The organism is Solibacillus sp. CAU 1738, from assembly GCF_039888725.1.
Classification (GTDB): Bacteria; Bacillota; Bacilli; order Bacillales_A; family Planococcaceae; genus Metasolibacillus.
In genome coordinates this window covers 13,169-34,556 of sequence record NZ_JBDQQN010000003.1, presented here as the reverse complement: position 1 = coordinate 34,556, position 21,388 = coordinate 13,169, and the positions used below count along the sequence as shown (strand labels likewise).

Sequence of the window (21,388 nt, the reverse complement as noted above, 5' to 3'; positions counted from 1 at the left end):
AAACATAATTTCCTATTAATAGTCCATAAAAAAAGAGTGCCGCTAAATTTCGGCACTCTCATTCTTTCAATCATTTATTTACTTTTTAGTTCCATAACTACTATTTCCGGTAAATTAAATAGGCGATACGGTACAATACTATTGCCTAATCCTCTGCTCACTACCATCGTCGTATCATTTTCAGTAAACGTTCCAGCAGTGTATTTCGGGAACATCCCTTGCCCCGGAGCAACGAGTCCCCCAATAAACGGTAGGCGAACTTGCCCTCCATGTGCATGACCCGAAAACACTAGATCTACATCCTTTGCGACATATGTGTCAAAGCGTTCTGGGCGGTGCGATAGCAGAAGGGTAAACATATCATCAGGCACATTCGCTAGTGCAATATTAAGCATTTCTTCTGTTTCCATGCCCATAAGCGGATCTTCAATTCCGACAATCGCTAAACGCTCCCCGTCGCGTTCAAGTACGAGCGATTCATTCGGTAATACATGTACTCCAAGTTCAATTAGCGCTATATAAATTTCGTCCATCTTATTTATTGCCACTTCATGATTCCCTAGCACATAATAAACATCCGCTATTTTCACAAAAGCTTCAACAGCATGCAAGCTATTTTCTAAATCATATCGGTTACTATCAATCAAATCCCCTGTAATGAAAATCGCATCTGGATTGGTAGCCCGTACTTTTTCAATAAGTTTTTGTTGGTTGTCACCGAATGTGGCATCGTGTAAGTCAGTTACTTGTGTAATCCGGTAATTATTAAAGCTGCTCGGTATTTTTTCGGATTCTAACACATGCTCCGTTACAACGAGCCACTGATTATTGATTTCAAGGAAAATATACAATGCAATAATGAATACCATCAATTTAACTAGCTTTTTCAACGTCCACCGCTCAATTCATTATTAATAATATAGGTAGTTAATCATCCCACTATTATCAATAATATTAATATGTTTCGGAACATTCAAGTGTAACATTTGTTGTCCCATCAAATAATTGGAATATATCACTGCATTTAATTGGTTTTCGTTTTGATTTTCATAATGGTTTTCCAAAATTTCTAAAGTCGGTTGAATGCGGTGGTACGTCACTGGTAACTGATCTTTTTCCACAATCGCGAGTGTATTGCCCTGCAATTCCATCTGTGGTGCTACGACTTTATCTGTCATGTCGATACCAGAAAAAATAAATGGGAATTCATAGTAGCTTGCAAAAATTTCATTCGATGCTGGTTCATCTCGCCAAGTGACTATTACATGTACAGACGAATATTCACGATTAGTCGTTAATATAAGCTCATCTGTTGGTAACTCCATAGACCATTCATTTTTCAAATACGCTGGATCAATCTCATCAAAGCGCTTTTCCTGCACAAGCTGGGTGAGAAACTCAGCTTCATCGAGCTTTTCTTTCACTTCTTGTTCAGATAATACCTCTTTTTTCACATTTGGTAAATAAGGCATGGCAATCATAAGGACAACCCCAATTACGATATACATGCCTAAAAAGATGTAAATTCGCTTCGGTGTCCATATTTTTATGCGCGCAGACAATCGACGTATTGCTGCAATGATAATGAAGATCAAAATAAGCATAACAATAATCGGTAAAAAGCTTATCATCTGCGCACCTCCTGTCTATTCGTTACAATGCACGCTATACTATACAGTAGGAAAGACGTGATGAATGCCTTAAACATAAAGACACTGTAGCTGTGATCTAGTAGCCATAAGAAAAAATTGCGCTCCAGCGGAATGACGCGAATAAATAACGTAAAAACAATTATAGCTAGAATAACTGTCAATACTTTCGATACTTTAATAAAGCTACCGATGAAATAACCGACTGCTGAAGCAAATAGCAAAATCATATACAGTGTAAAAAATGTCGTCATACTTGGGAATATAGTCCCTATCACCACGTCGTAATCAAAGAACATCATTTTGATAAATAGCGTAATATTATTCGTCAAAATAGCTGTTACAGTTGCGAAAAAATTTGCAATACATAAAAATAGGATAGTTGAAATATTTGCGCTCAGTCTCGTTGTTGGTATAGAGAAATTCTCTTTCACTAATTGACTTGCAGCCAGTGTTATCCCAATACCTACCGCAGTAAACGCTGAAACCATCATGACTGAATCTAAACTATAAAAATACTCTCTAAGCTCCATATTATTGATCCCGCTACCACTCATCCCGCTATGAGAGGATAGAAACGAAAAGATTATCTGAACAAAGACAAAAGTCGTCAATATATTGCTATACGTCACCATTTTCCATTTCACTTGTGCGGTAATATTGTTCAACAGTGACACATTATTCGAATACATCATCGATACCTCCTCTCGATTTTGCTGTTACGTATTTACAAACATCACTTGCTGAAACCGGTAATACTTGAATATTTGCGTCGCGAAGTTGCTGTTCGTTTAGTGTAAGGGTTTGTGCTTGAACAACCATTTCTGCAAACGGAGCTTCCTGTTTTTCAAATAAAATGTTTGCTTGCGTGCGGTATTGTTCAAGTGCATCCCGTTGCCCAATTAAGCGCACCGCATATTGCTGCATATGTTCTAGTGATTCATGGAGCGCTACCTTTCCGTTATCAATAAGTAGGATTTCCTCAATTAAATGCTCAATTTCCTTTAAATGATGGCTTGAAATAATAATTGTACGCGGGTGTGCGATATATTCCTTTAAAATTGCACGGTACATATCTGAACGAATCGCTTCGTCCATTCCGTTCATTGGCTCATCTAGCAATGTCACAGCGCATCTACTCGCTAATCCGTAAATTAAATTGAACGTTGAGCGTTGGCCTTTGGATAAGTTGTAATGGAAATTCTTTGGTGACAACCCGGCATAGCTAAGTAGCTTTTTTGCTAAATCTCCTTGCCAGTTTGGGTAGAATTTTTCTGCGCTTTTTAAAATATGTGCTACGTCGCTATTATTAGGAAATGTCATTGCTTCTTCAATTAAAATCGTATTCGTGGCAACGGTTAAATTATTGAATGGCTTGTCGTTATTAATGCACACTTCGCCATCTGTCGGCTTTAAATGGCCCGCTAAAATTTTTAACATTGTCGATTTCCCTGCACCGTTACGTCCAACTAAGCCTATAATTTTTTGCTCGTCCAGAGCACATGTCACACCTGCCAATGCTTGCTTGCCACGGTAAGATTTTGTCAGCTCTGTGCACTGTATCACTGGCATTCCCCCCTTTGCATTTTTTGAATAAGATTGATGAGTTCGTCATCTGTTACAGATAATCGGCGCGCTTCTAGCACTATATCGCGTGCAAGTTGCTGCAATGTTTCATTACGTCTCGTTTGCAAAATCATGTCTTTCGCCCCTACTGTCACAAACATGCCAAGCCCCCTTTTCTTGTACAGAATATTTTCATCAAGTAAAATTGTTAGCCCTTTGCCTGCCGTTGCGGGATTTATATTAAACATTTCTGCTAACTGATACTGAGAATACACTTTACCATCTGCTGTTAAGCGGTCTGCCAGTATTTCATTGCGTATCCAGTCCGCTATTTGCACATAAATGGGCGTTGTGCTTTCTACATTTACATTCAAATCAAGCGCTCCTTCCAATTTTAATCAGTGCATTAGTGTTGTAATGTACTATATATAATTTTACAGTTGAAGTCAAGGTATAAACAAGGTTCATCAACATAAATCGAGGTTGATATGTAGACACCTCACACTACACTCCGAGCTACGCTTTCCGCAGGCATGGCCTCAGTCTCCTCGTCAAACGTACCTCTCTCCGTTCCGTGTGCTAACAATTACTGATAAATCATTCTAGATAATACATTTTGCTAAATTTCATCAAAAATTATGGCGAAGAGTCGGTAATATGTAGAAATTTGAAAAATGGCTCTTGATTAAAATTAGAAAGATGAAATTATTAATAAAGCGTTTTGTTGATTGGAGTGGAGCCAGCGTGACTCCTTGGGGATTAGCGTCACTAAGGAACGAAGGCTAAAACCGTCACATCGTGTGACAACGCCTTCGTGACCAACGTCCTGTTGGCCTGAGACCCCGCAACGCAGTGAGGAGGCTCATCGGACGCCCCCAGGAAAGCATGCTGGAGCAACGGAAATCACCCCCTAGTTACGGTGAAGATACATTAATAACCTAATTAACAAAAAAATAGGTCATCCAGAATGATAGGCGATATTGGAACATAATTGAATGATTGTACAAATAATAATTCATCCACAGCCGAGCGTTTTAACATAAAACTTATCCCCCTTTCTATCCACATTTTCTATGTTCTCCACAGCTTTATCCTCAACTAAGCGACTTACCCACATGAAGGGTCACTCGAAAATGGTGAAATTAAAAAAACTTATCCCCAAAAACGCGAAAAACGCCTACTTCCGTTAAGAAGTAAGCGTCAGGTATTGTGTATAACTTTATTTCGCGTTTAACTATGATTAATCTTTACTTTACCTCGTGTTCATCGATTGTTACTTCTAATTCACTAAGGACCGTCGCTTCCTCACCAAATAGCACTGGTTTTAACATATCTTCCCCAGAGCCTTCCGCTAAAGGTACGCTTGAACGATACGCCGCGCGACAGACAAGATGCCCTGCCACCGGTGCAGTAATGAACACAAAAACAATACCTAAAATTAAACGAATACTAAAAAAGCCGTCGTGACTCCAAAAATAAATGAAAGCCCCTAACAAACAAGCTAATACGGACAAAGTGGCACTTTTCGTTGCAGCGTGTGAGCGTGTATACACATCGGGTAAACGAATCATACCGTATGCACTAATAACACTAATAATTGAGCCTGCTAAAATGAGCAGGACGGCTAGCCATTCAACGATTTGATTTACGCTCAACGATAACACCCCTTTCGATATATTTAGAAAACGCAATCGTACCGATAAATGCTAAAATACCTAAAATTAATATAGCTTCTAAAAAAGCTTTCGTTTTCAGTAAAATCGACACAATTGCAATCGCAGAAATAATGTTTACACCAATTGTATCTAGTCCGATTGCACGATCTGGCATCGAAGGTCCTTTAATGACACGGTACAGAAGGAGTGCCACTGCTACCATAAATAAAGTCAGTGAAATTACTAAAATTTTCTCAATCATTAACGTGTCACCTCCAAAATGGCTTGCTCGAACTTACCGATTGACCGAATAACTGCTTCCTTTGATTCTTCTATATCCATAGCGTGAATAAAGAATGTATCGCCTTCCTCCGATACTTCCATTACGACCGACCCTGGTGTTAATGTAAGTAGTAGTGCAAGAACTGTAATTTCCCAATCGCCACGTAGCTCTGTTTTATATGTGAAAATGCCTGGGGTGAAGTTTAATTGTGGCATAAGCACTTGCTTTAATACCGCAAAACTAGACAGCAATAACTCTTGGATAAAGAGCAAGATGAGTTTGAAAATTTTCACTACACGACGTAAATAAAATTGCGTTCCAAAAAAACGGTGCATTACATATAAAATCATAACCCCTACTAAAAACCCGGCAACAAATGTAGAAAAGTTTGCATTTGGATCATCTTTTAATAAAAACCACAGTGCCGCAATAAATAAATTTAATATAAATTGGCCAAACATCTACTCACCTTCCTTTACTGAGCCCCAAGAATTGCTTCAATATAAATAGACGGGTTAGCTAACGTTCGAGCCGCATCCTTTACATAAACCGCCATACTTTCCGCACCGAAACCTAGAGCAATAATACATATTGCAAGCAATGTAAATGCAGCATATGCCCCTTTTGGTATCGATTTTGCATCCTCTTTACTAACTGACGTTTCCCCGAAAAATGATGCTAGGAAAATACGAAGCAATGAATAGAGTACGATTACACTAGAACCAAAACCAATTGCAAGTAATATGTAAGATTCTGTCGCAATAGCTCCTTGTGCTATTAATACTTTTCCGATAAAGCCACTCAGTGGTGGAATACCGGCAAGTGCGCATAACACTATAAAATAAATCCAACCGAAGAGTGGATAATGTCGAATTAGGCCGTTCATATTTTTAACAACAATTTCACCTGTTAAATAGACCATTGTCCCAACTATTAAAAAGAGTAATGCCTTAGCTAACATATCATGCAATAAGTAATATACAGCGCCTGCAAATGCGCTCTCCGTGCCGACCGCTAAACCAATCAAAATAAAGCCAACCCCAATAATGACATTGTAAGAAGCAATTGTCCGAACATCGCGTCCTGATAATGCTCCCATACATCCCGCGATAATCGTCAACCCGGCCATAACACCGATGATTGTATGTGTTACCTCAATATTTAAAGGAAACATTAATGTAAATGTACGGAATAGCGCATAAATGCCTACCTTTGTAAGTAGTGCCGCAAATAATGCTTGTACAGCAGTTGGTGGCACACTATATGAACCTGGTAACCAGAAAAATAGAAGTAATCCCGCTTTTAAGCTAAAGACGACTAAAAATAAAATCGCTACTGTCGTTAGCATTGGATCTTGCCCAACTTCTGCTACTCGCTGGGCAATATGAGCCATATTCAAGGTTTTTAACGTACCGTATAAATAGGCGAGAGCTACTAAAAACATCCAAGATGCAACTATATTAATAAGTACATATTTTAAAGATTCGCGTAGTTGGAACTTCTCTCCCCCAAGCGCAATTAGTACGTAAGAGGCGAGCAACATCACTTCGAAGCATACGAATAAATTGAAAATATCGCCTGTTAAAAACGAGCCATTGACCCCAGCAATAAGGAATAAAACAAATGGATAAAAGAACATCCTTTCATGTCGTTCTCCAATTGTAGAAAAAGCATATAGTAGACAAATGGCGGTAACGATGCTCGCAGTTAGTACTAATAAAACCGAAAATGAGTCCGCTACAAATAAAATACCAAACGGCGGTAGCCAGCCACTAAAATCGATTTTCATAATCCCTACAGATTGAACTTGGACAAGCATGATAATTGAAATAACACTAACGAAAAGCATCGTCACAAAACTTACGATACGCTGTAATTTAATATGCTCTCGCATAAAGACGAGTAAAATAGCCGTAATAATCGGTACAATCAATGGCAATACAATCATATTATTCATTTGGCGATCCCCCTAGCTTGCTCAGATCATCCGTACCATTCGTCTTATACATGCGATAAGCAAGTACTAATACAAATGCCGTCACCGCAAAGCTAATAACTATAGCTGTTAAAATAAGCGCTTGTGGCAAAGCATCTGTGTACGGACCATCCGACTGACTTAGCAGTGGTACATCCCCTTTTTTTAATCCACCAACCGTTAAAATAAGTAAATGTACAGCATGCGATAAAACCGCAGTACCTAAAATAACGCGAATAACTGTAAGTGAGAGAATTAAATAAGTAGCAACGGTAACCAAAATGCCAACTAATATAACAATGATTGATTCCATACTATTCATCCTCACTTATACTTAAAATAATCGTAACAAGTGTACCGATCACTGTTAACGCAACACCCGCTTCAAAAATCGTGACAGTCGATAAATGAGTTTTACCTAGTAATGGCAAATCGAAATATCTATCTGTTTGCGTTAAAAACGGTACATCAAAAAAGATTGACCCAATCGCCGTACCCGTAGCAAGTAAAACACCAGTTGCTGCAACTTTTTTAAAATCAAACGGCATGCCTTCATGCACCGTCTCAATATCATACGTTAAATACAGCAGTACGATGGCCGAACCGAGTACGAGTCCGCCGATAAAACCGCCACCCGGTGCGTTATGCCCTGCAAAAAAGAGGTACACACCGAGCGTTAATATGATAAATACGACTGCCCTTACGACTGTGCGTAAAATGACATCATTAATTTTCAACGTCCGAGTCCCCCTTTTTCGCTTTTAGCTTAATAAGTGTGTAAACGCCCAAGCCAGCAATAAATAATACGACAACTTCAAGCATCGTATCAAATGCACGGAAATCGCCTAAAATGGTATTGACGATATTTTTTCCGCCAGCTAAATTGTACGAGTCTTCAAAGTACGATGATATTGACTCAAATTTGTCGTAATTGAGGACTGCTAATCCGATTAACGTCACCGTAGCCCCGACCAAAATTGAAATGGTCGCCTTCGAAAATTTCATTGCCTTTGAAACATTTTCCTTCGACAAATCCGGCAAATACTTAAAGCATAGTAAAAACAATGCTGTTGTTACGGATTCCACTACAAGCTGTGTTAACGCAAGATCTGGCGCACGAAATACAACAAAGAAAAATGCGACTGAATACCCGAGTACACCGTTTAATAGCACTGCAGTAATGCGCCCTTTCGCAAAAAGAAGTGACACCACAGCAAATACCATTACTAGTACTAAAATGAGCTCATAATATTCCACCGGTGAGTCTTTTGCAGGATTCCAAGAAAATGCATCACTTAATAAGAAATAACCGGCGACTACTGCAACAAAAAATACATAAATATAAACAAAGTAATACATTAGTTGTCCATTCATGTAGGAACGTGTTAATGAATGTGATTTTGACTCACTAAAACTGATTAAACGCTCGTAAAGTGCATTAAACGAATATTTTTGCGGCAATATTTGATACACCGAACGCCATTTTTTTAACGTTCGGTATAAAATCATCCCAACAATGACAACACTAATCGTCATAAACAATTCTGGCTTAAATCCATGCCAAAATGAAATTTCCTTCGTCAACTGCACAGGATAAGGAAAGTTAGGATATACACTTAACATTGCTGGCTGCAATATATATTGTCTTAATATGTTTGGAAAGAAGAAAATGCCAACGACTAGAGCGACAAGTATAAACGGAGAAATTAACATACCTAAAGGTGCTTCATGTACTGGCTTTTCTATACGCTCAGGTTTTCTTTGTCCCCAAAACGTTTGGGCAACAATAATCACACTGTATACAAATGTAAATACACTCGCTATCCAAGCAACAACAGGGAAAATTAGACCGAAACTTTCGAGTGAAAAAATATTTAAACTTAAAATTTCTACTGTTGCGGCAAAAAACATTTCTTTACTTAAAAACCCGTTAAATGGTGGTAATCCTGCCATTGAAAAGCTGCCGATGATCGCAATCGTAAATGTAAATGGCATTAGTGTCATTAATCCACCAAGACGGCGAATATCTCGTGTCCCGACTTCATGATCGACAATACCGACCATCATAAAAAGTGCACCTTTAAATGTAGAATGGTTAATTAAATGGAATAACGCCGCAAATGTTGCTTGCGTATAGATGATGGAGTCAGAACTATAACCAAGAGCAAATGCCGCCGAGCCAAATCCTAATAAGGACATAATGAGACCTAGCTGACTAACAGTAGAATACGCGAGTAATGCCTTCAAATCATATTGGCGTACTGCGTTAAATGAGCCCCAAAAGAGTGTTAATATCCCTATACCACTCACAGACCAAAACCATACTTCATGACCGCCGAAAATAGGTGTCATACGCGCAACTAAATATATACCTGCCTTCACCATCGTTGCAGAATGGAGATATGCACTAACGGGTGTTGGTGCTTCCATCGCATCTGGAAGCCATATATGGAATGGGAATTGAGCCGATTTTGTGAAAGCCCCTAGTAATACGAGTACCATTGCTGGAATAAATAAATTATGCGTTTGAATCATATTAAAATTTGAAATTAATTCACGGATGCTAAATGTACCAGTCATGTCATATAGCATTAAAAATCCGGCAAGCATGGCAACGCCGCCAATAACGGTAATGGTCATTGCTTTGCGAGCCCCTGCACGAGAAGCTTTGCGGTGATGCCAAAACGCGATGAGTAGGAATGACGATACACTCGTTAACTCCCAAAATGCATACAGCACCATTAAATGATCGGAAAAAACGACGCCAAGCATAGCGCCCATGAAAAGTAATAAGTAGCAATAAAAATGCTGAAGAGATTCCTTCGTTGATAAATAAAAAATCGAGTATAAAATAACTAAACTACCCACACCGGTAATGAGTAAACTAAATATCATACTCAAACCGTCTAAATATGTTGTGAAGTTAATATTAAAAGAGGGGATCCACTCATAAGTTTTTATAAATGTTTGTCCATTCGCTATAAGTGGAATATATGTAGCTAATAAACTAAATAAAGTGACCGGCACAGCTAACACGAGCCATCCGATATGAAATTTTTTAAATCGCCTATATATAAATGGAATGAACGCAGCCATAATAAACGGTAGTAGTATGGAAAATTCAACGATCACAAGCTAAAACCCCCCAATTTCAAGTATAAACACTTATTTTTCTAGCAAAAAAAGCAAATTTCCCCAATACACTTGACTAACCAAATAACTCGCGGCATAATAGTGTGTCATACAGATGAGATTATTTTTGCTATATAAAGTAACTTCACTATTTTATTAGAAAAAATGTTTAGTAACAAAAAAATATGTAAAGAGTATCAAATAAAATATATTACCAAATAAAATTATACAATAGAACTGTGCTCAATGCACTGCAACACCCCCTTTTTTAACTCGATTATGCTAAATTTCTCAAATTCTTAATCATTTTAATAGAGTAATATTAATATAAAGAGGTGCAAGCTAAAATGAAATACGTGAAAGGTCGAATAGACGAAAGTATTTTAGTTTGTGTTTACTACGGACTCAATGGTGAACGTCTTATCCGTAGAGGACATAAACTGGCAACATTACTCGATTGCCCTTTATATGTTTTAACGGTAGATGCACAGCCACTAGATGCATTTGATGCTGAAAAATCAGGTTATATCGAGCATTGGCAGCAGTTGACAGAAGATTTACAAGTGGAACAATTCATTATTCGAGATAACGAAAAGCGCCCTATTCAAAAAGTCATTACTGAAGTAGCGAGAAATTATAACATTACACAAATAATAGTTGGGCAAAGTGCACAAAGTCGCTGGGAGGAAATTACGAAAGGGTCATTTTTAAACGTCCTTTTACGTGAAATACCGTTTGTTGATTTTCATATTGTCGCAGTTAAACGTCCTACTGAAGATGAGTTATATGATATTTACGAAAAAGGTGTGCGTGCTTACTTGATTCCAGACGAGGAACATTATAAAATCGCGTTTACTTGTCCAAAAATACCGACGATCGAAGGCATTTTCTTCAAGGAAATTGGTACTGACTTCGATAATGGCATTTTCAAATTTACGTACAACAAAAAAATGCATGAACTGACAATTACAGAGGGTATTATAGCAAATCCTCAATTAATACCAGCACAGTGCATAAATAAATAATAGTTAGAAGGGAGCGTCTGAAAATGAACGTCCCCTTTTTTATTTAAAGTAGAATGTTTTATTATTTTCCCCCAACTTTTCATTAACCTCACTTTAATTAGAAAAGGAACTGTTAAAATGGGGGTCTTACTGCCCGTTAATGTGCGATAAATTCAACAAAAAAGCGTCAACACTCCAAGATCAACACTCTATATATTACTATTTTATTTTTTTATCGTTTTTATCCCTATTACTCTTAAAAATATATCTCCACCCAGCATTACTTCAAATCCACTCGAATAAAGAAATAATGCAAACCGTTAACGATAAGGCTCCAATCCCAAATAATATAGCTCCACTAGCAATATTAACTTTATTTTTCTTCCCTAATTTAAAAATAAATAGAAAGCCACAAACTATTGAAATAATGAAAATTATAAAGAATCCTAAATGTACAATATATATTTTCAATACACCTCTTTATTTTTCTCATAAGTCATCAATATTAAAAGGCTATTAATGTTTTAACTGTATCATTTTCATCTGTAATGTATTTTATATTTTTGTAACCTGCAGTTACTGCTTTTGAATAATGATTCCACTTAATATATCATTCAAATATTTCCCGAAAGCATTTGGGATTTCAAAAGATAAGCCCCTCATTTTTACTAATCCTCTTTGCATTTTATGTTTATTAAGAAAAACTAATTTTTCTTAAGATGAGAAATCATCAATAATTTCGATCACTTCGATATTTCCGTTTATCAATAGTTCAGTAAGCTCACCATTCACATTTCCTTGCCAATACTCTTTCGCTTGATCAATTTTCCGAGAGAAAGAAACGCCATCCTCTTTAGGCAAAAGGTTTCCATCCCCTTCAAAACTATTCCCTGTAACTCGCAGTTTTACAATTTGTAAAACTTGACGGTTATATGTATCAAATACTTCTTTCCATTTCAAAGCATCTTCATAAGTTTTAGCAGCGTATAAGCAAGACAGTCTAGAAGGATACTCAGGATGTTCTTGCAGTCTAACCATTTCTAGTATTACTTCTCTCACAGCTCTAATTGTTTGACCTACATACTTAATAGCTACTTCGGCATTTTCCTTATTAAGGTTCAACCCCTCCTCTGTATATTGACCATATAAAATTTGAATAAAGTCTTCACCTTTAGCATTCAATTGTTCCTTTTCAAAAAAGAAGCGATATAAAGTGTTTTTTTGATCCTTGTCAAAGTTAATGATTTGTCCCAGAGCCATGTTTTTTCTAGTAACAAGGTGATAAGCATAAAATTCGTTCATAGTATCACTCCTTCTAGTTTTAATAACCCTTATTTTACCAGAACAAGTAGTTATTTATAATATAAAAAGCATCTACACAATATATGTGCAGATGCTCAAATTACATAGTGCTCACGTTGGAAACAAAGGTAATACTTAAACTTTTAGCGAGTCACGGAGGCCCCTAGCAGTATAATACGATTGTGCTACACAAAACCGTGTCATAGCGGGAATCACAATAGATGGCCCCACCCAGTTTTCGACCTCATTTCATCTGACTATCCAATTAAGCCTTCGCAGCATGATCTTTCGGTAAGAACAATGCAACAAACAGTAAAATTGGTAAAATAGAAACAGCGATCATCGTAAATTCAATACCGTAAATATCCATTAGCATACCTGTAAAAATTGCCCCAATTGCTCCCATCCCGAATGAGAATCCTGTCATTAGGCCAGCCATCGTCCCAATTTTACTTGGCACTAATTCCTGTGCATACACAACCGTGACGGAAAAGCTAATCATAATAAGCGTACCAATTACAATCAATAACACCGGCACAAGCAATAATGGTACATACGGTAGTATTAAACAAAATGGCATTGGTGCAACAACTGATAATAAAATGACATTTTTCCGTCCAATGCGGTCAGATAATGGCCCGCCAAAAAACGTACCTACAACACCACACGCCATAAATAAGAAAATCAATACTTGCCCTTTTGTAATCGTTAAATCGTAATGCTCGATTAAATAAAATACATAAAAGCTTGTAATGTTTGTCGTGTAAAATGAACGCGCAAAAATAATAATAAATAATAAAGTAAGTGCAGTGCCCACCTGCTTTTTTGTTAAAGGAGGTAATGATGATACTAGTACTTTTTTTACCTTAGACAGTTTTTCTGCCTCAAGCTGTTTTTTATACCAAATTGCAATTTTTGTTAAAATAACAATTCCAATCGAAGTCAATACTAATATGATGGAAACACCTTTCATACCAAATGGCAAAATAATAAATGCGCTAATTAGAGGTGCTAAAGCTTGTCCAGAGTTGCCACCTACTTGATATATAGACTGAGATAAACCACGTTTTGTGCCAGCAGCCATAAATGATACACGCGAGCCTTCTGGATGGAAAACAGCAGAGCCAAATCCTAAAAACAAAACTGACACTAAAATCATGTAGTAGCTACCAGACAATATAAGTAGTGTTAGTCCAATAAAAGAACTCACCATACCTATCGGAAGTGCAAAAGGCATTGGCTTTTTATCCGTTACAAAACCAACGACAGGCTGTAATACGGAGGCAAACATATTTAACACGAAAGAAATGAGTCCGAGTTGTGTAAAAGTTAAGCCTAGATCGCGCTCTAGAAGCGGGAACATCGCTGGAATAACAGATTGCATCGTGTCATTGATTAAATGACATACTCCAATAGCGACCATCATTATGTAAACGGGATTATTTTGTTTCACTGTCGTATTTACTGTAGCTGTCGTCATAACGTTGTTCACACTTTCTATGTAGTTTTTTTTACTGCTGTATAGCATGTGTCATTTTCGTTCAAGCTAACCAGCAAGGAGTGAATAGAATGGGAGATATTAATTTTTTTGAAATGTTGGCAAGAACAACTGTAACCTTTTTTGTATTGCTCGTTTTAGCAAGAATTATCGGTAAAAAACAAATAAGTCAGCTTACGTTTTTCCATTATACAACAGGTATAACATTTGGATCTATTGCTGGAGAAATTTCCTCACAAAAAGAAACACCCTTTTGGGATGGGATGTTTTCACTCGTTTGGTGGACTGCACTTACGATAATTGTTAGCTTTATCTCTTTAAAATCAAAGAAAATTCGGGTGCTAGTTGATGATAAACCAATGATTTTAATTTATGATGGGAAAATCAGTGATGCCAACTTACGAAAATCACGTCTTCATTCAGATGAGCTAACCATGTTACTTCGGGAACAAAGCATTTTTTCATTAGACGAAGTGATGTATGCAGTATTTGAAACAAACGGTGAGCTAAGTGTTTTAAAGAAGCCTGCTTTTGCAAATGCGACTAAAGAAGATGCAAAGGCCGATTTAACTTTGCCTAAATATATCCCGACTGAAGTTATTTCTCATGGTAAAATTATTGCTGAAAACCTTATTGAACTCAATTTAACAGAAGAATGGCTATTAAAAAAGCTTAAACGTAAAAATGTAGACTCTGTACAAGACGTCTTTTTTGCACAAGTGTTAGAAGATGGCTCTTTATATATAAGCTTAAAAGGAAGTGCGGGAAATCTTTAGCTTTTTCTCCCGCATTTTTGCAATACCTAACACTAATCTATTTTCATAATATCAAGTGGAGTTACAATCCCAATGAGCTTTTGATGCGGTTTTCCGTTTTCCGTTATAAGTAATGCTTCAAAACGACGCCCGCGCTCCACCCCCTGCTTAAAAATCTCTTCCGCCTCATAAATAGTTATGTATCGACTAATAAACTTATAATTCGCTGAGCTTTTTTCATGTTGTAAAATATCCTGTAATGTCGGCACTTGCTTTGGCAAATGATTTCCTGACATTGAGGTGGCTAGCCAATTTGTAATGCCTACAGTCGTAATTAATCCTTTAAATAGATTGCCTTCGTACACAGGGAATTGTGTATATTTGCGTTTACGTATTACCTTTAGCGTATGGTTAAGCGAATCATTTATTTGAAAAGTCATAACGCGTTTACGAAATAATTGGCCAACAAGTTTGGGCTTAGCAAGCACTTCATCAATATGTTCAATTTTTTCTACAATTTTCAAGTGAGGCTCTGCAATGACAAATTCTGTGGATGTTCTATGATGTACAATAGCATTACGTAAATCGGCATAGGAACGCAAATCATCTTCATATTTCCGGACGAGCGGATTTTTCTTCCTAGCTTGATCGACAAGACGATAAAATGGCATAAAATCCTTTGCTTCGACAATGTCTCGTAGAGTATGGTCAATACGATTAAAAGCTGTTAAAAACCGATTTGAATTTTGCATCTGTATCATACAACAGCCTTCTTTCTATGTATTTTGCTATATTGCTCTATCACCATTATATTGCTAATTTTCGGATTTTTAAATACACTTTCCAAGTATATATAAAAACGGCAAGGCACTATTGCCTTGCCGCTTACATATTATTTATACAATTCCTCAAGCGCATTTTGCATATTCGGACGGATATTTATAACAGGACGCGCAACCTTTGCCTTTGCCTCAGCTTCATCTAAACTAGCAGCTAACCCTAGCTCTAATAATGTCGCAACAGCCATTACACCTGCTCGTCCACCGCCACTACCGCAATGAATATAAATATTTTTACCTGCCTCGTATGCCTCAACTACTTGCGTAGCACCTGACTTAATGCTTGAGGCAGTCGACTCGCTCTCATCTGCAATCGGTGCATGAATATAATCGTAGTCTACAGCTTCATCTCGGCCATTGACACGCACATCAACTACAACATCAATAGCTTCATTAGCAACAGCCTGTTCTGCATCTGCCGCGCCTCCGAAATAAATACGCCCTTTTACTAACTCATCGTAGCTCATAACAAACCTCCGTTAAAGTAAGTCTTTAATGTCTTCATAACGTGGTAAAGCTGTTAGTGCACCCGCTTTTGTTGCAGCCATTGCCCCTAATTTATTGCCGAATGCTACACATTCGATAATTTCTTCTGTCGTAGTAGGGAGACCATTATAATGGACATAACGAAGAACGCCTGCCATAAATGCATCACCTGCTCCTGTCGTATCAACTGGAATAATCTTATCTACTGGTACGTGAATAACCTCGCCATTTAATACCACGTACGCACCATCAGCACCTACTGTAATTAACACAATTGGTACAAGTAATGAGTCAAGCGCCGCTAAGCCTTCTTCAATTGTCTCTGTTTCTGTTAAGAAAAATAGTTCCTCGTCTGTTAGCTTTAAAATATCGGCATCGTCGAAAAATGACGTCACGGTTTCTCGACAATATTCCTCAGTACTCCAACGCAAAGGACGAATATTCGCATCAATCGCGATAATTGCACCTTTTTCCTTTGCTAAATCCACTGCAGCACGTGTCGTTTCAAGTGCTGTTGGATGGAACATTGTACCTGAGCAAACATTAAAAATGGAAGCGCGCTTAAATGCTTCTTCTTGCAATTGCTCCTTCGTCACTTGAAGATCTGGTGTTTCATCAATATAATCCTTGAAAACTCGCTCGCAATCTTCTGTCAAATGAACATACACGCCGCTCACACGTTTCTCCGGTACGTAAACGGCATAATCCAAATTGACGCCTTCATTGATAATTTCATTGCGCACAAATTCAGATGTTTCGTCATCACCTGTAATCGTAATTAATGCAGACGGTGCACCAATACGACTAATGCCGGCTGCGACATTAACCGTTGCGCCACCTAAATATTTTGTAAAAGCTGTATTCGTTACATCATTCGCTATATAATCGACAAAAGCGTCTCCATAAATTAAAATAAAATCTTTTTCTGACTGACTCATGAGTTGTTTAACCTCCGGAAGTATGGTCATTATAGATTAACATATAACCATTACTACTATAAAGTTTTATACTATTCAAAACATAGGGAAAAACGCTCTTTCATCAAAAGTTTGATATACTTTTAGTGAAAGGAAGAGATACTATGGAAATTATTATTCGACAAGCACGACCTGTAGAAGCAATAAAAATTGCCCCTCTGATTTTTGATGCGATTGGAGAAATCGCCAATCGTTTAACAGGTGAGCATGAAGAAGATGCGATTTTAAACACATTAACTGAACTTATTACTCGTACAGATAATCGACATTCATATTTGAATACACATGTTGCAATGCAAGGAGATCAACTTTTAGGTATTGTCGTACTTTATGATGGTTTGTCTGTTAAAGCACTTGATGCTAATTTAATGGCGTGGCTAAAAGAGAAAAAGGTAGCTGCTACAATTGATGTAGAGGCACATGATGACGAATATTATATTGATACTATTTGTGTAGCTCCTACCGCGCGGGGGCTTGGTATCGGCACTAAATTACTTGCCTATGCGGAGCAAATAGCAAGAGAAAAAGGCTATACAAAATTATCTTTAAATGTAGAGTTAGAAAAAGAGAAGGCTCGGGCTTTATATGAACGCGTTGGTTTTGTAATTACAGAACCATGGACAATTATTGACGAACCATTTCATCATATGGTGAAGACTCTTTAAAGGAAGGATCTAAAGGAAGGTTTTACATGAAAAATTTTATTTTCCCACTTATGATTGTTATTGCCTCTAGTAGTTACGGCATTTTATCTACAATTGTTAAAGTGGCAATGCAACATGGATTTACATCAGCTGAGGCCATTACAAGCCAGTATGTATTTGGCTTTGCACTCGCCTTACTGTTATTTATTGCGACACAGCGTACTATACCAAAGTTGAATAAATCGGGCGCAATTACATTGGCTTTAGCAGGTGCCCTTACAGCAACAACCGGAATTGTGTACGGACAATCATTAAATTATTTACCGGCATCACTTGCGGTTGTGTTGCTATTTCAATTTACATGGATTGGTTTATTTATAGATTGTGCGCTCAAAAAACGATTACCAAGTCGACCAGAAGCAATCTCACTCGTCTTTTTATTTGCGGGTACTATTTTAGCAGCAGGTATTGTGGATGTTGATTTATCTGCTATTGCTTGGCAGGGCTGGGTATTAGGATTGATCTCTGCAGTTAGTTTTGCGTTATTTATTCAAATTAACTCACGCCAAGTTGAAGGAGTTTCAATGATTGGACGCACATTTTTCATATCAATCGTTGCGTTACTCGTTATTAGTATTGCCCTAACACCCGAAATTATTTGGAACGGACAATTATTCGGGGCTGGCTTGTGGAAATTTGGTTTAGCACTTGGGACATTCGGCATTATTTTGCCGATATTATTATTCTCGATTGCCATTCCTAAAGTTGGAGGCGGGCTCGCTTCGATTTTAAGTGCGATGGAATTACCCGTTGCCATTTTAGTTTCAATGATTGTATTAAAGGAAGAATTATCACCCTTACAATTTGTCGGTATAGCACTAGTGTTAATCGGCATGGTGCTACCTTCTTATCTATCCATGCGACAAGGGCAAAAAGTTCAATAAAGTAGAGGCAGTGCGATGCGTAAAATACATCACACTGCCTTTTTTGGCGCTATACTATTTGTTTCGAAGCCGTACCCTAGAGGAAGCGTGCGGAGCGGAGCGGAGCGGAAAATCAACTTCCTTATACTAATCCCCTCATAACTTGCAGCTACAAAAGAACTACCAATTACTATAATAAAAAAACTATTTTTCTTCTATTAAACTAGTTATTGTTAATGCGTATCCTATTTTTATTAGCTAAGTAATGCTCTTCTAAGCTCTCTTATTCTCGAAACATTTGACTTTACTTCCTAAAAGCCTATAAAATCTAAGTTAAGTAACAAAATTTTCTAAATAATCTAATTTTAGATTTTACCCGGTATGCCCTGCAATAAAAACTGGATATAGGAGGATGATGTATGAAGAAATGGGGTTTATTTTCTTTACTACTTGTTTTACTTCTAGGCGTTTTATCAGCATGTGGCAATTCAACAGATGATTCTTCAACGAACAAAAGCGAAGGATCTACAGAAACTGAAGGTACAAATGAAGAGGCGGTTGAGTCAAAACCTTCTGGTAAGCTCGTCATTTATACAGGTAGAGATGAAGGCTTAGTCGATGGTGTCATTGCTAAATTTAATGAGCGCTACCCTGATATTCAAGTCGAGTATATGACGATGGGGGCACAACAAATTTTAGAACGTGTCCGAGGCGAAAAAGCCAATCCACAAGGTGACTTTTGGTGGGGCGGCACACAATCTGCCATGATGGTAGCAACGAATGAAGACTTATTACTATCGTGGGAGCCCTCCTTTGCTACAGCACTTGATCCGTTACATCGTGATGCTAAAAATCGGTGGATTGGTGAAATGCTTTTACCAGAAGTAATTATGATTAATAGTGATGTCCTTACTAAAGAAGAAGGTCCACAAGATTGGGATGAACTGCTCGATCCGAAATGGAAGGACGATATTTTAATCCGTGGTGTACTCGCATCTGGTACAATGCGTACAATTTACTCCTCCATGATCTACCGTCAAGGGCCGAGTGAACCTGAAAAAGGCTATGACTGGTTATTAAAGCTTGATGCCAATACGAAAGAATATACGCAAGATCCTAATGCACTGTATTTAAAACTAACACGTCAAGAAGGAACGATTTCCCTTTGGAACTTACAAGATATTTTACTAAAAAAATATACGACAGACTATCCATTTGACTATATTTACCCAGCAAGTGGCGCACCTATTTTAGTCGATGCAGTCGGCGTTATTAATAATGCGAAAAACGAAGAGAACGCTAAGCTTTTCGTCGAGTTTTTATTTGAAAAAGAAATAATGACAGAGCTTGCACATGACTACTTCCAAATTCCAACACGTACCGATATTGACCTATCTCAAATGCCTGATTGGTATAAAGAGCTAGACTTTAAAACATTCGATATCGATTGGTCTGTTATGTCTGAAAAAGAAGCAGAGTGGATGGAGTATTGGGATACTAATATTAAAGGGAAAGGTAAATAAAAGTGATATAGATTGATCGAGTAGCTGTACTCATCAAATAAGACCTCGAATTTAATAGTTCGAGGTCTTTCTACAATACTACTCTATTCATGAGAGGAGGACTTCTATGAAGGGTGTTCGAATTGACAGCGTGTCTAAAAAATTTGGCGATGTCCTCGGTGTTAGCGACTTAAATTTGGATATTAGGCCTGGTGAATTTTTTACTTTTCTTGGTCCTAGCGGCTGTGGGAAAACAACAACTTTACGGATGATTGCTGGCTTTTATTACCCATCGAATGGAAAAATTTATTTTGATCAGCGGGATGTAACGACACTCCAACCGAATAAGAGAAATATCGGAATGGTGTTTCAAAACTACGCCTTATTTCCTCATATGACCGTAGATGAAAATATTGCATTTGGGCTCGAAGTACGTAAATTACCGAAAGCACAAATTCAGGAAAAAGTGGATCGTATCCGAAGTCTCGTCCACTTAGGTCAATATGGAAAACGGAAAATTAATGAATTATCCGGAGGTCAACAACAGCGTGTCGCCCTCGCTCGGGCACTCGTCATTGAGCCTGATATTTTACTACTCGATGAACCTTTATCGAACTTAGATGCGAAGTTACGTGAGGAAACTAGATTTGAAATTAAACGGATTCAGTCGGAGCTTGGTGTAACAACGATATACGTAACACATGATCAAACAGAAGCAATGACGATGTCAGACCGAATTATGGTAATGGAAAATGGCATTGTAAAGCAAATCGGCACACCACAGGAAATTTATCATAAGCCTAATAATCGCTTTGTTGCAACATTTATCGGTGAAACGAATCTCTTACAAATGCGTATTACGTCCATCGATGGCGATACAGTCACAATTCAAAATGATAATGGTTTTGTGTTACACGGATATAAGCAAAACTATGCAAAAGATTTGCATGCTTCTATTGGCGATAACGTATATGTCTCCATACGACCAGAATCATTTCGTAGTGAATTAGGAGACAATTCAGTTAGAGGGACAATACAATTTGTCGAATTCACAGGCTTAAGTGTAAATTATGTAGTCAATGTACAAGGAACTATGTTAAAAGCTATGATTATTAATGCCGGCAGTACAATTAAACAAGTTGGCGATGAAATTGAGCTACATATTCCACCGAGTAATCTATATTTTCTCGGAGAATAG

The 21,388-nt window shown here is 37.6% G+C and carries 23 protein-coding genes; 6 read left to right on the top strand and 17 right to left on the bottom strand.

Annotated elements, in window-relative coordinates:
* Positions 1–74: 74 nt before the first annotated feature.
* From AAFN87_RS09760 to AAFN87_RS09705, 12 genes are all read right to left on the bottom strand, one after another.
* Positions 75–890 carry a metallophosphoesterase gene (locus AAFN87_RS09760; protein ID WP_347790877.1) on the bottom strand — a complete coding sequence of 272 codons (816 nt, stop codon included), beginning with the start codon at positions 888–890 and terminating at the stop codon, positions 75–77.
* 21 nt (positions 891–911) lie between these two features.
* The gene (locus tag AAFN87_RS09755) at positions 912–1,631 is read right to left on the bottom strand and encodes a hypothetical protein (protein ID WP_347790876.1); all 720 of its coding nucleotides are present in this window, start codon (positions 1,629–1,631) and stop codon (positions 912–914) included.
* The gene (locus tag AAFN87_RS09750) at positions 1,628–2,344 is read right to left on the bottom strand and encodes a hypothetical protein (RefSeq protein ID WP_347790875.1); all 717 of its coding nucleotides are present in this window, start codon (positions 2,342–2,344) and stop codon (positions 1,628–1,630) included. The genes AAFN87_RS09755 and AAFN87_RS09750 overlap by 4 nt, the downstream gene beginning before the upstream one ends.
* Entirely contained in the window at positions 2,328–3,215 is an 888-nt protein-coding gene (locus tag AAFN87_RS09745) for an ATP-binding cassette domain-containing protein (RefSeq protein ID WP_347790874.1), read from the bottom strand. The genes AAFN87_RS09750 and AAFN87_RS09745 overlap by 17 nt, the downstream gene beginning before the upstream one ends.
* Positions 3,212–3,589, bottom strand: coding sequence for a GntR family transcriptional regulator (locus AAFN87_RS09740; protein WP_347790873.1), 378 nt, complete (start codon positions 3,587–3,589; stop codon positions 3,212–3,214). Before AAFN87_RS09740 ends, AAFN87_RS09745 begins: the two co-directional genes overlap by 4 nt.
* Before the next feature lie 873 nt (positions 3,590–4,462).
* Positions 4,463–4,870 carry a Na+/H+ antiporter subunit G gene (locus AAFN87_RS09735; protein WP_347790872.1) on the bottom strand — a complete coding sequence of 136 codons (408 nt, stop codon included), beginning with the start codon at positions 4,868–4,870 and terminating at the stop codon, positions 4,463–4,465.
* Positions 4,848–5,132, bottom strand: a complete 285-nt coding sequence (locus AAFN87_RS09730; RefSeq protein WP_347790871.1) for a Na(+)/H(+) antiporter subunit F1 — start codon at positions 5,130–5,132, stop codon at positions 4,848–4,850. Before AAFN87_RS09730 ends, AAFN87_RS09735 begins: the two co-directional genes overlap by 23 nt.
* Positions 5,132–5,614, bottom strand: coding sequence for a Na+/H+ antiporter subunit E (locus tag AAFN87_RS09725; protein WP_347790870.1), 483 nt, complete (start codon positions 5,612–5,614; stop codon positions 5,132–5,134). Before AAFN87_RS09725 ends, AAFN87_RS09730 begins: the two co-directional genes overlap by 1 nt.
* A gap of 14 nt (positions 5,615–5,628) precedes the next feature.
* The gene (locus tag AAFN87_RS09720) at positions 5,629–7,110 is read right to left on the bottom strand and encodes a Na+/H+ antiporter subunit D (protein WP_347790869.1); all 1,482 of its coding nucleotides are present in this window, start codon (positions 7,108–7,110) and stop codon (positions 5,629–5,631) included.
* Positions 7,103–7,441 (bottom strand): Na(+)/H(+) antiporter subunit C, encoded by a 339-nt coding sequence (locus tag AAFN87_RS09715; protein ID WP_347790868.1) that lies wholly within the window; start codon positions 7,439–7,441, stop codon positions 7,103–7,105. The genes AAFN87_RS09720 and AAFN87_RS09715 overlap by 8 nt, the downstream gene beginning before the upstream one ends.
* A 1-nt stretch (position 7,442) precedes the next feature.
* A complete protein-coding gene (locus tag AAFN87_RS09710; RefSeq protein WP_347790867.1) occupies positions 7,443–7,865 on the bottom strand; it encodes a Na(+)/H(+) antiporter subunit B in 423 nt (140 codons plus the stop codon).
* Positions 7,855–10,260, bottom strand: coding sequence for a Na+/H+ antiporter subunit A (locus AAFN87_RS09705; protein ID WP_347790866.1), 2,406 nt, complete (start codon positions 10,258–10,260; stop codon positions 7,855–7,857). The genes AAFN87_RS09710 and AAFN87_RS09705 overlap by 11 nt, the downstream gene beginning before the upstream one ends.
* A 347-nt stretch (positions 10,261–10,607) precedes the next feature.
* On the opposite strand from AAFN87_RS09705, the gene AAFN87_RS09700 reads away from it, so the two are divergent.
* Positions 10,608–11,285, top strand: a complete 678-nt coding sequence (locus tag AAFN87_RS09700; protein ID WP_347790865.1) for a histidine kinase — start codon at positions 10,608–10,610, stop codon at positions 11,283–11,285.
* 693 nt (positions 11,286–11,978) lie between these two features.
* Here AAFN87_RS09700 and AAFN87_RS09695 read toward each other — a convergent pair.
* Together AAFN87_RS09695 and AAFN87_RS09690 are read right to left on the bottom strand one after the other, a co-directional pair.
* The gene (locus AAFN87_RS09695) at positions 11,979–12,566 is read right to left on the bottom strand and encodes a DUF2441 domain-containing protein (RefSeq protein ID WP_347790864.1); all 588 of its coding nucleotides are present in this window, start codon (positions 12,564–12,566) and stop codon (positions 11,979–11,981) included.
* Positions 12,567–12,831: 265 nt separating this feature from the next.
* Positions 12,832–14,046, bottom strand: a complete 1,215-nt coding sequence (locus tag AAFN87_RS09690; RefSeq protein ID WP_347790863.1) for an MFS transporter — start codon at positions 14,044–14,046, stop codon at positions 12,832–12,834.
* Between the two features lie 89 nt (positions 14,047–14,135).
* On the opposite strand from AAFN87_RS09690, the gene AAFN87_RS09685 reads away from it, so the two are divergent.
* Positions 14,136–14,840 carry a YetF domain-containing protein gene (locus AAFN87_RS09685; protein ID WP_347790862.1) on the top strand — a complete coding sequence of 235 codons (705 nt, stop codon included), beginning with the start codon at positions 14,136–14,138 and terminating at the stop codon, positions 14,838–14,840.
* A 32-nt stretch (positions 14,841–14,872) separates the two neighbouring features.
* Here the strand turns inward: AAFN87_RS09685 and AAFN87_RS09680 are convergent, their stop codons facing one another.
* The 3 genes from AAFN87_RS09680 to AAFN87_RS09670 form a co-directional block, all read right to left on the bottom strand.
* A complete protein-coding gene (locus tag AAFN87_RS09680; protein WP_347790861.1) occupies positions 14,873–15,580 on the bottom strand; it encodes a CBS domain-containing protein in 708 nt (235 codons plus the stop codon).
* Positions 15,581–15,711: 131 nt separating this feature from the next.
* Positions 15,712–16,125, bottom strand: a complete 414-nt coding sequence (locus AAFN87_RS09675) for a protein-tyrosine phosphatase family protein (RefSeq protein ID WP_347790860.1) — start codon at positions 16,123–16,125, stop codon at positions 15,712–15,714.
* Positions 16,126–16,137: 12 nt separating this feature from the next.
* The gene (locus AAFN87_RS09670) at positions 16,138–17,082 is read right to left on the bottom strand and encodes a carbohydrate kinase family protein (RefSeq protein WP_347790859.1); all 945 of its coding nucleotides are present in this window, start codon (positions 17,080–17,082) and stop codon (positions 16,138–16,140) included.
* A 143-nt stretch (positions 17,083–17,225) separates the two neighbouring features.
* Here AAFN87_RS09670 and AAFN87_RS09665 point away from each other — a divergent pair, with 143 nt between their 5' ends.
* From AAFN87_RS09665 to AAFN87_RS09650, 4 genes are all read left to right on the top strand, one after another.
* The gene (locus AAFN87_RS09665) at positions 17,226–17,786 is read left to right on the top strand and encodes a GNAT family N-acetyltransferase (RefSeq protein WP_347790858.1); all 561 of its coding nucleotides are present in this window, start codon (positions 17,226–17,228) and stop codon (positions 17,784–17,786) included.
* A 26-nt stretch (positions 17,787–17,812) separates the two neighbouring features.
* Positions 17,813–18,709, top strand: coding sequence for an EamA family transporter (locus AAFN87_RS09660; protein WP_347790857.1), 897 nt, complete (start codon positions 17,813–17,815; stop codon positions 18,707–18,709).
* Positions 18,710–19,107: 398 nt separating this feature from the next.
* Positions 19,108–20,211, top strand: coding sequence for an extracellular solute-binding protein (locus AAFN87_RS09655; protein WP_347790856.1), 1,104 nt, complete (start codon positions 19,108–19,110; stop codon positions 20,209–20,211).
* A 106-nt stretch (positions 20,212–20,317) separates the two neighbouring features.
* Entirely contained in the window at positions 20,318–21,388 is a 1,071-nt protein-coding gene (locus AAFN87_RS09650) for an ABC transporter ATP-binding protein (protein ID WP_347790855.1), read from the top strand.

Bases quoted from the DNA above. Each gene is read 5' to 3' on its own strand.
- AAFN87_RS09755 (WP_347790876.1), bottom strand. From the start codon at position 1,631: ATGATAAGCTTTTTACCGATTATTGTTATGCTTATTTTGATCTTCATT.
- AAFN87_RS09715 (WP_347790868.1), bottom strand. From the start codon at position 7,441: ATGGAATCAATCATTGTTATATTAGTTGGCATTTTGGTTACCGTTGCT.
- AAFN87_RS09700 (WP_347790865.1), top strand. From the start codon at position 10,608: ATGAAATACGTGAAAGGTCGAATAGACGAAAGTATTTTAGTTTGTGTT.
- AAFN87_RS09695 (WP_347790864.1), bottom strand. From the start codon at position 12,566: ATGAACGAATTTTATGCTTATCACCTTGTTACTAGAAAAAACATGGCT.
- AAFN87_RS09730 (WP_347790871.1), bottom strand. From the start codon at position 5,132: ATGATTGAGAAAATTTTAGTAATTTCACTGACTTTATTTATGGTAGCA.
- AAFN87_RS09655 (WP_347790856.1), top strand. From the start codon at position 19,108: ATGAAGAAATGGGGTTTATTTTCTTTACTACTTGTTTTACTTCTAGGC.
- AAFN87_RS09690 (WP_347790863.1), bottom strand. From the start codon at position 14,046: ATGACGACAGCTACAGTAAATACGACAGTGAAACAAAATAATCCCGTT.
- AAFN87_RS09675 (WP_347790860.1), bottom strand. From the start codon at position 16,125: ATGAGCTACGATGAGTTAGTAAAAGGGCGTATTTATTTCGGAGGCGCG.
- AAFN87_RS09725 (WP_347790870.1), bottom strand. From the start codon at position 5,614: ATGTTTGGCCAATTTATATTAAATTTATTTATTGCGGCACTGTGGTTT.
- AAFN87_RS09665 (WP_347790858.1), top strand. From the start codon at position 17,226: ATGGAAATTATTATTCGACAAGCACGACCTGTAGAAGCAATAAAAATT.
- AAFN87_RS09670 (WP_347790859.1), bottom strand. From the start codon at position 17,082: ATGAGTCAGTCAGAAAAAGATTTTATTTTAATTTATGGAGACGCTTTT.
- AAFN87_RS09720 (WP_347790869.1), bottom strand. From the start codon at position 7,110: ATGAATAATATGATTGTATTGCCATTGATTGTACCGATTATTACGGCT.
- AAFN87_RS09660 (WP_347790857.1), top strand. From the start codon at position 17,813: ATGAAAAATTTTATTTTCCCACTTATGATTGTTATTGCCTCTAGTAGT.
- AAFN87_RS09750 (WP_347790875.1), bottom strand. From the start codon at position 2,344: ATGATGTATTCGAATAATGTGTCACTGTTGAACAATATTACCGCACAA.
- AAFN87_RS09650 (WP_347790855.1), top strand. From the start codon at position 20,318: ATGAAGGGTGTTCGAATTGACAGCGTGTCTAAAAAATTTGGCGATGTC.
- AAFN87_RS09685 (WP_347790862.1), top strand. From the start codon at position 14,136: ATGGGAGATATTAATTTTTTTGAAATGTTGGCAAGAACAACTGTAACC.
- AAFN87_RS09680 (WP_347790861.1), bottom strand. From the start codon at position 15,580: ATGATACAGATGCAAAATTCAAATCGGTTTTTAACAGCTTTTAATCGT.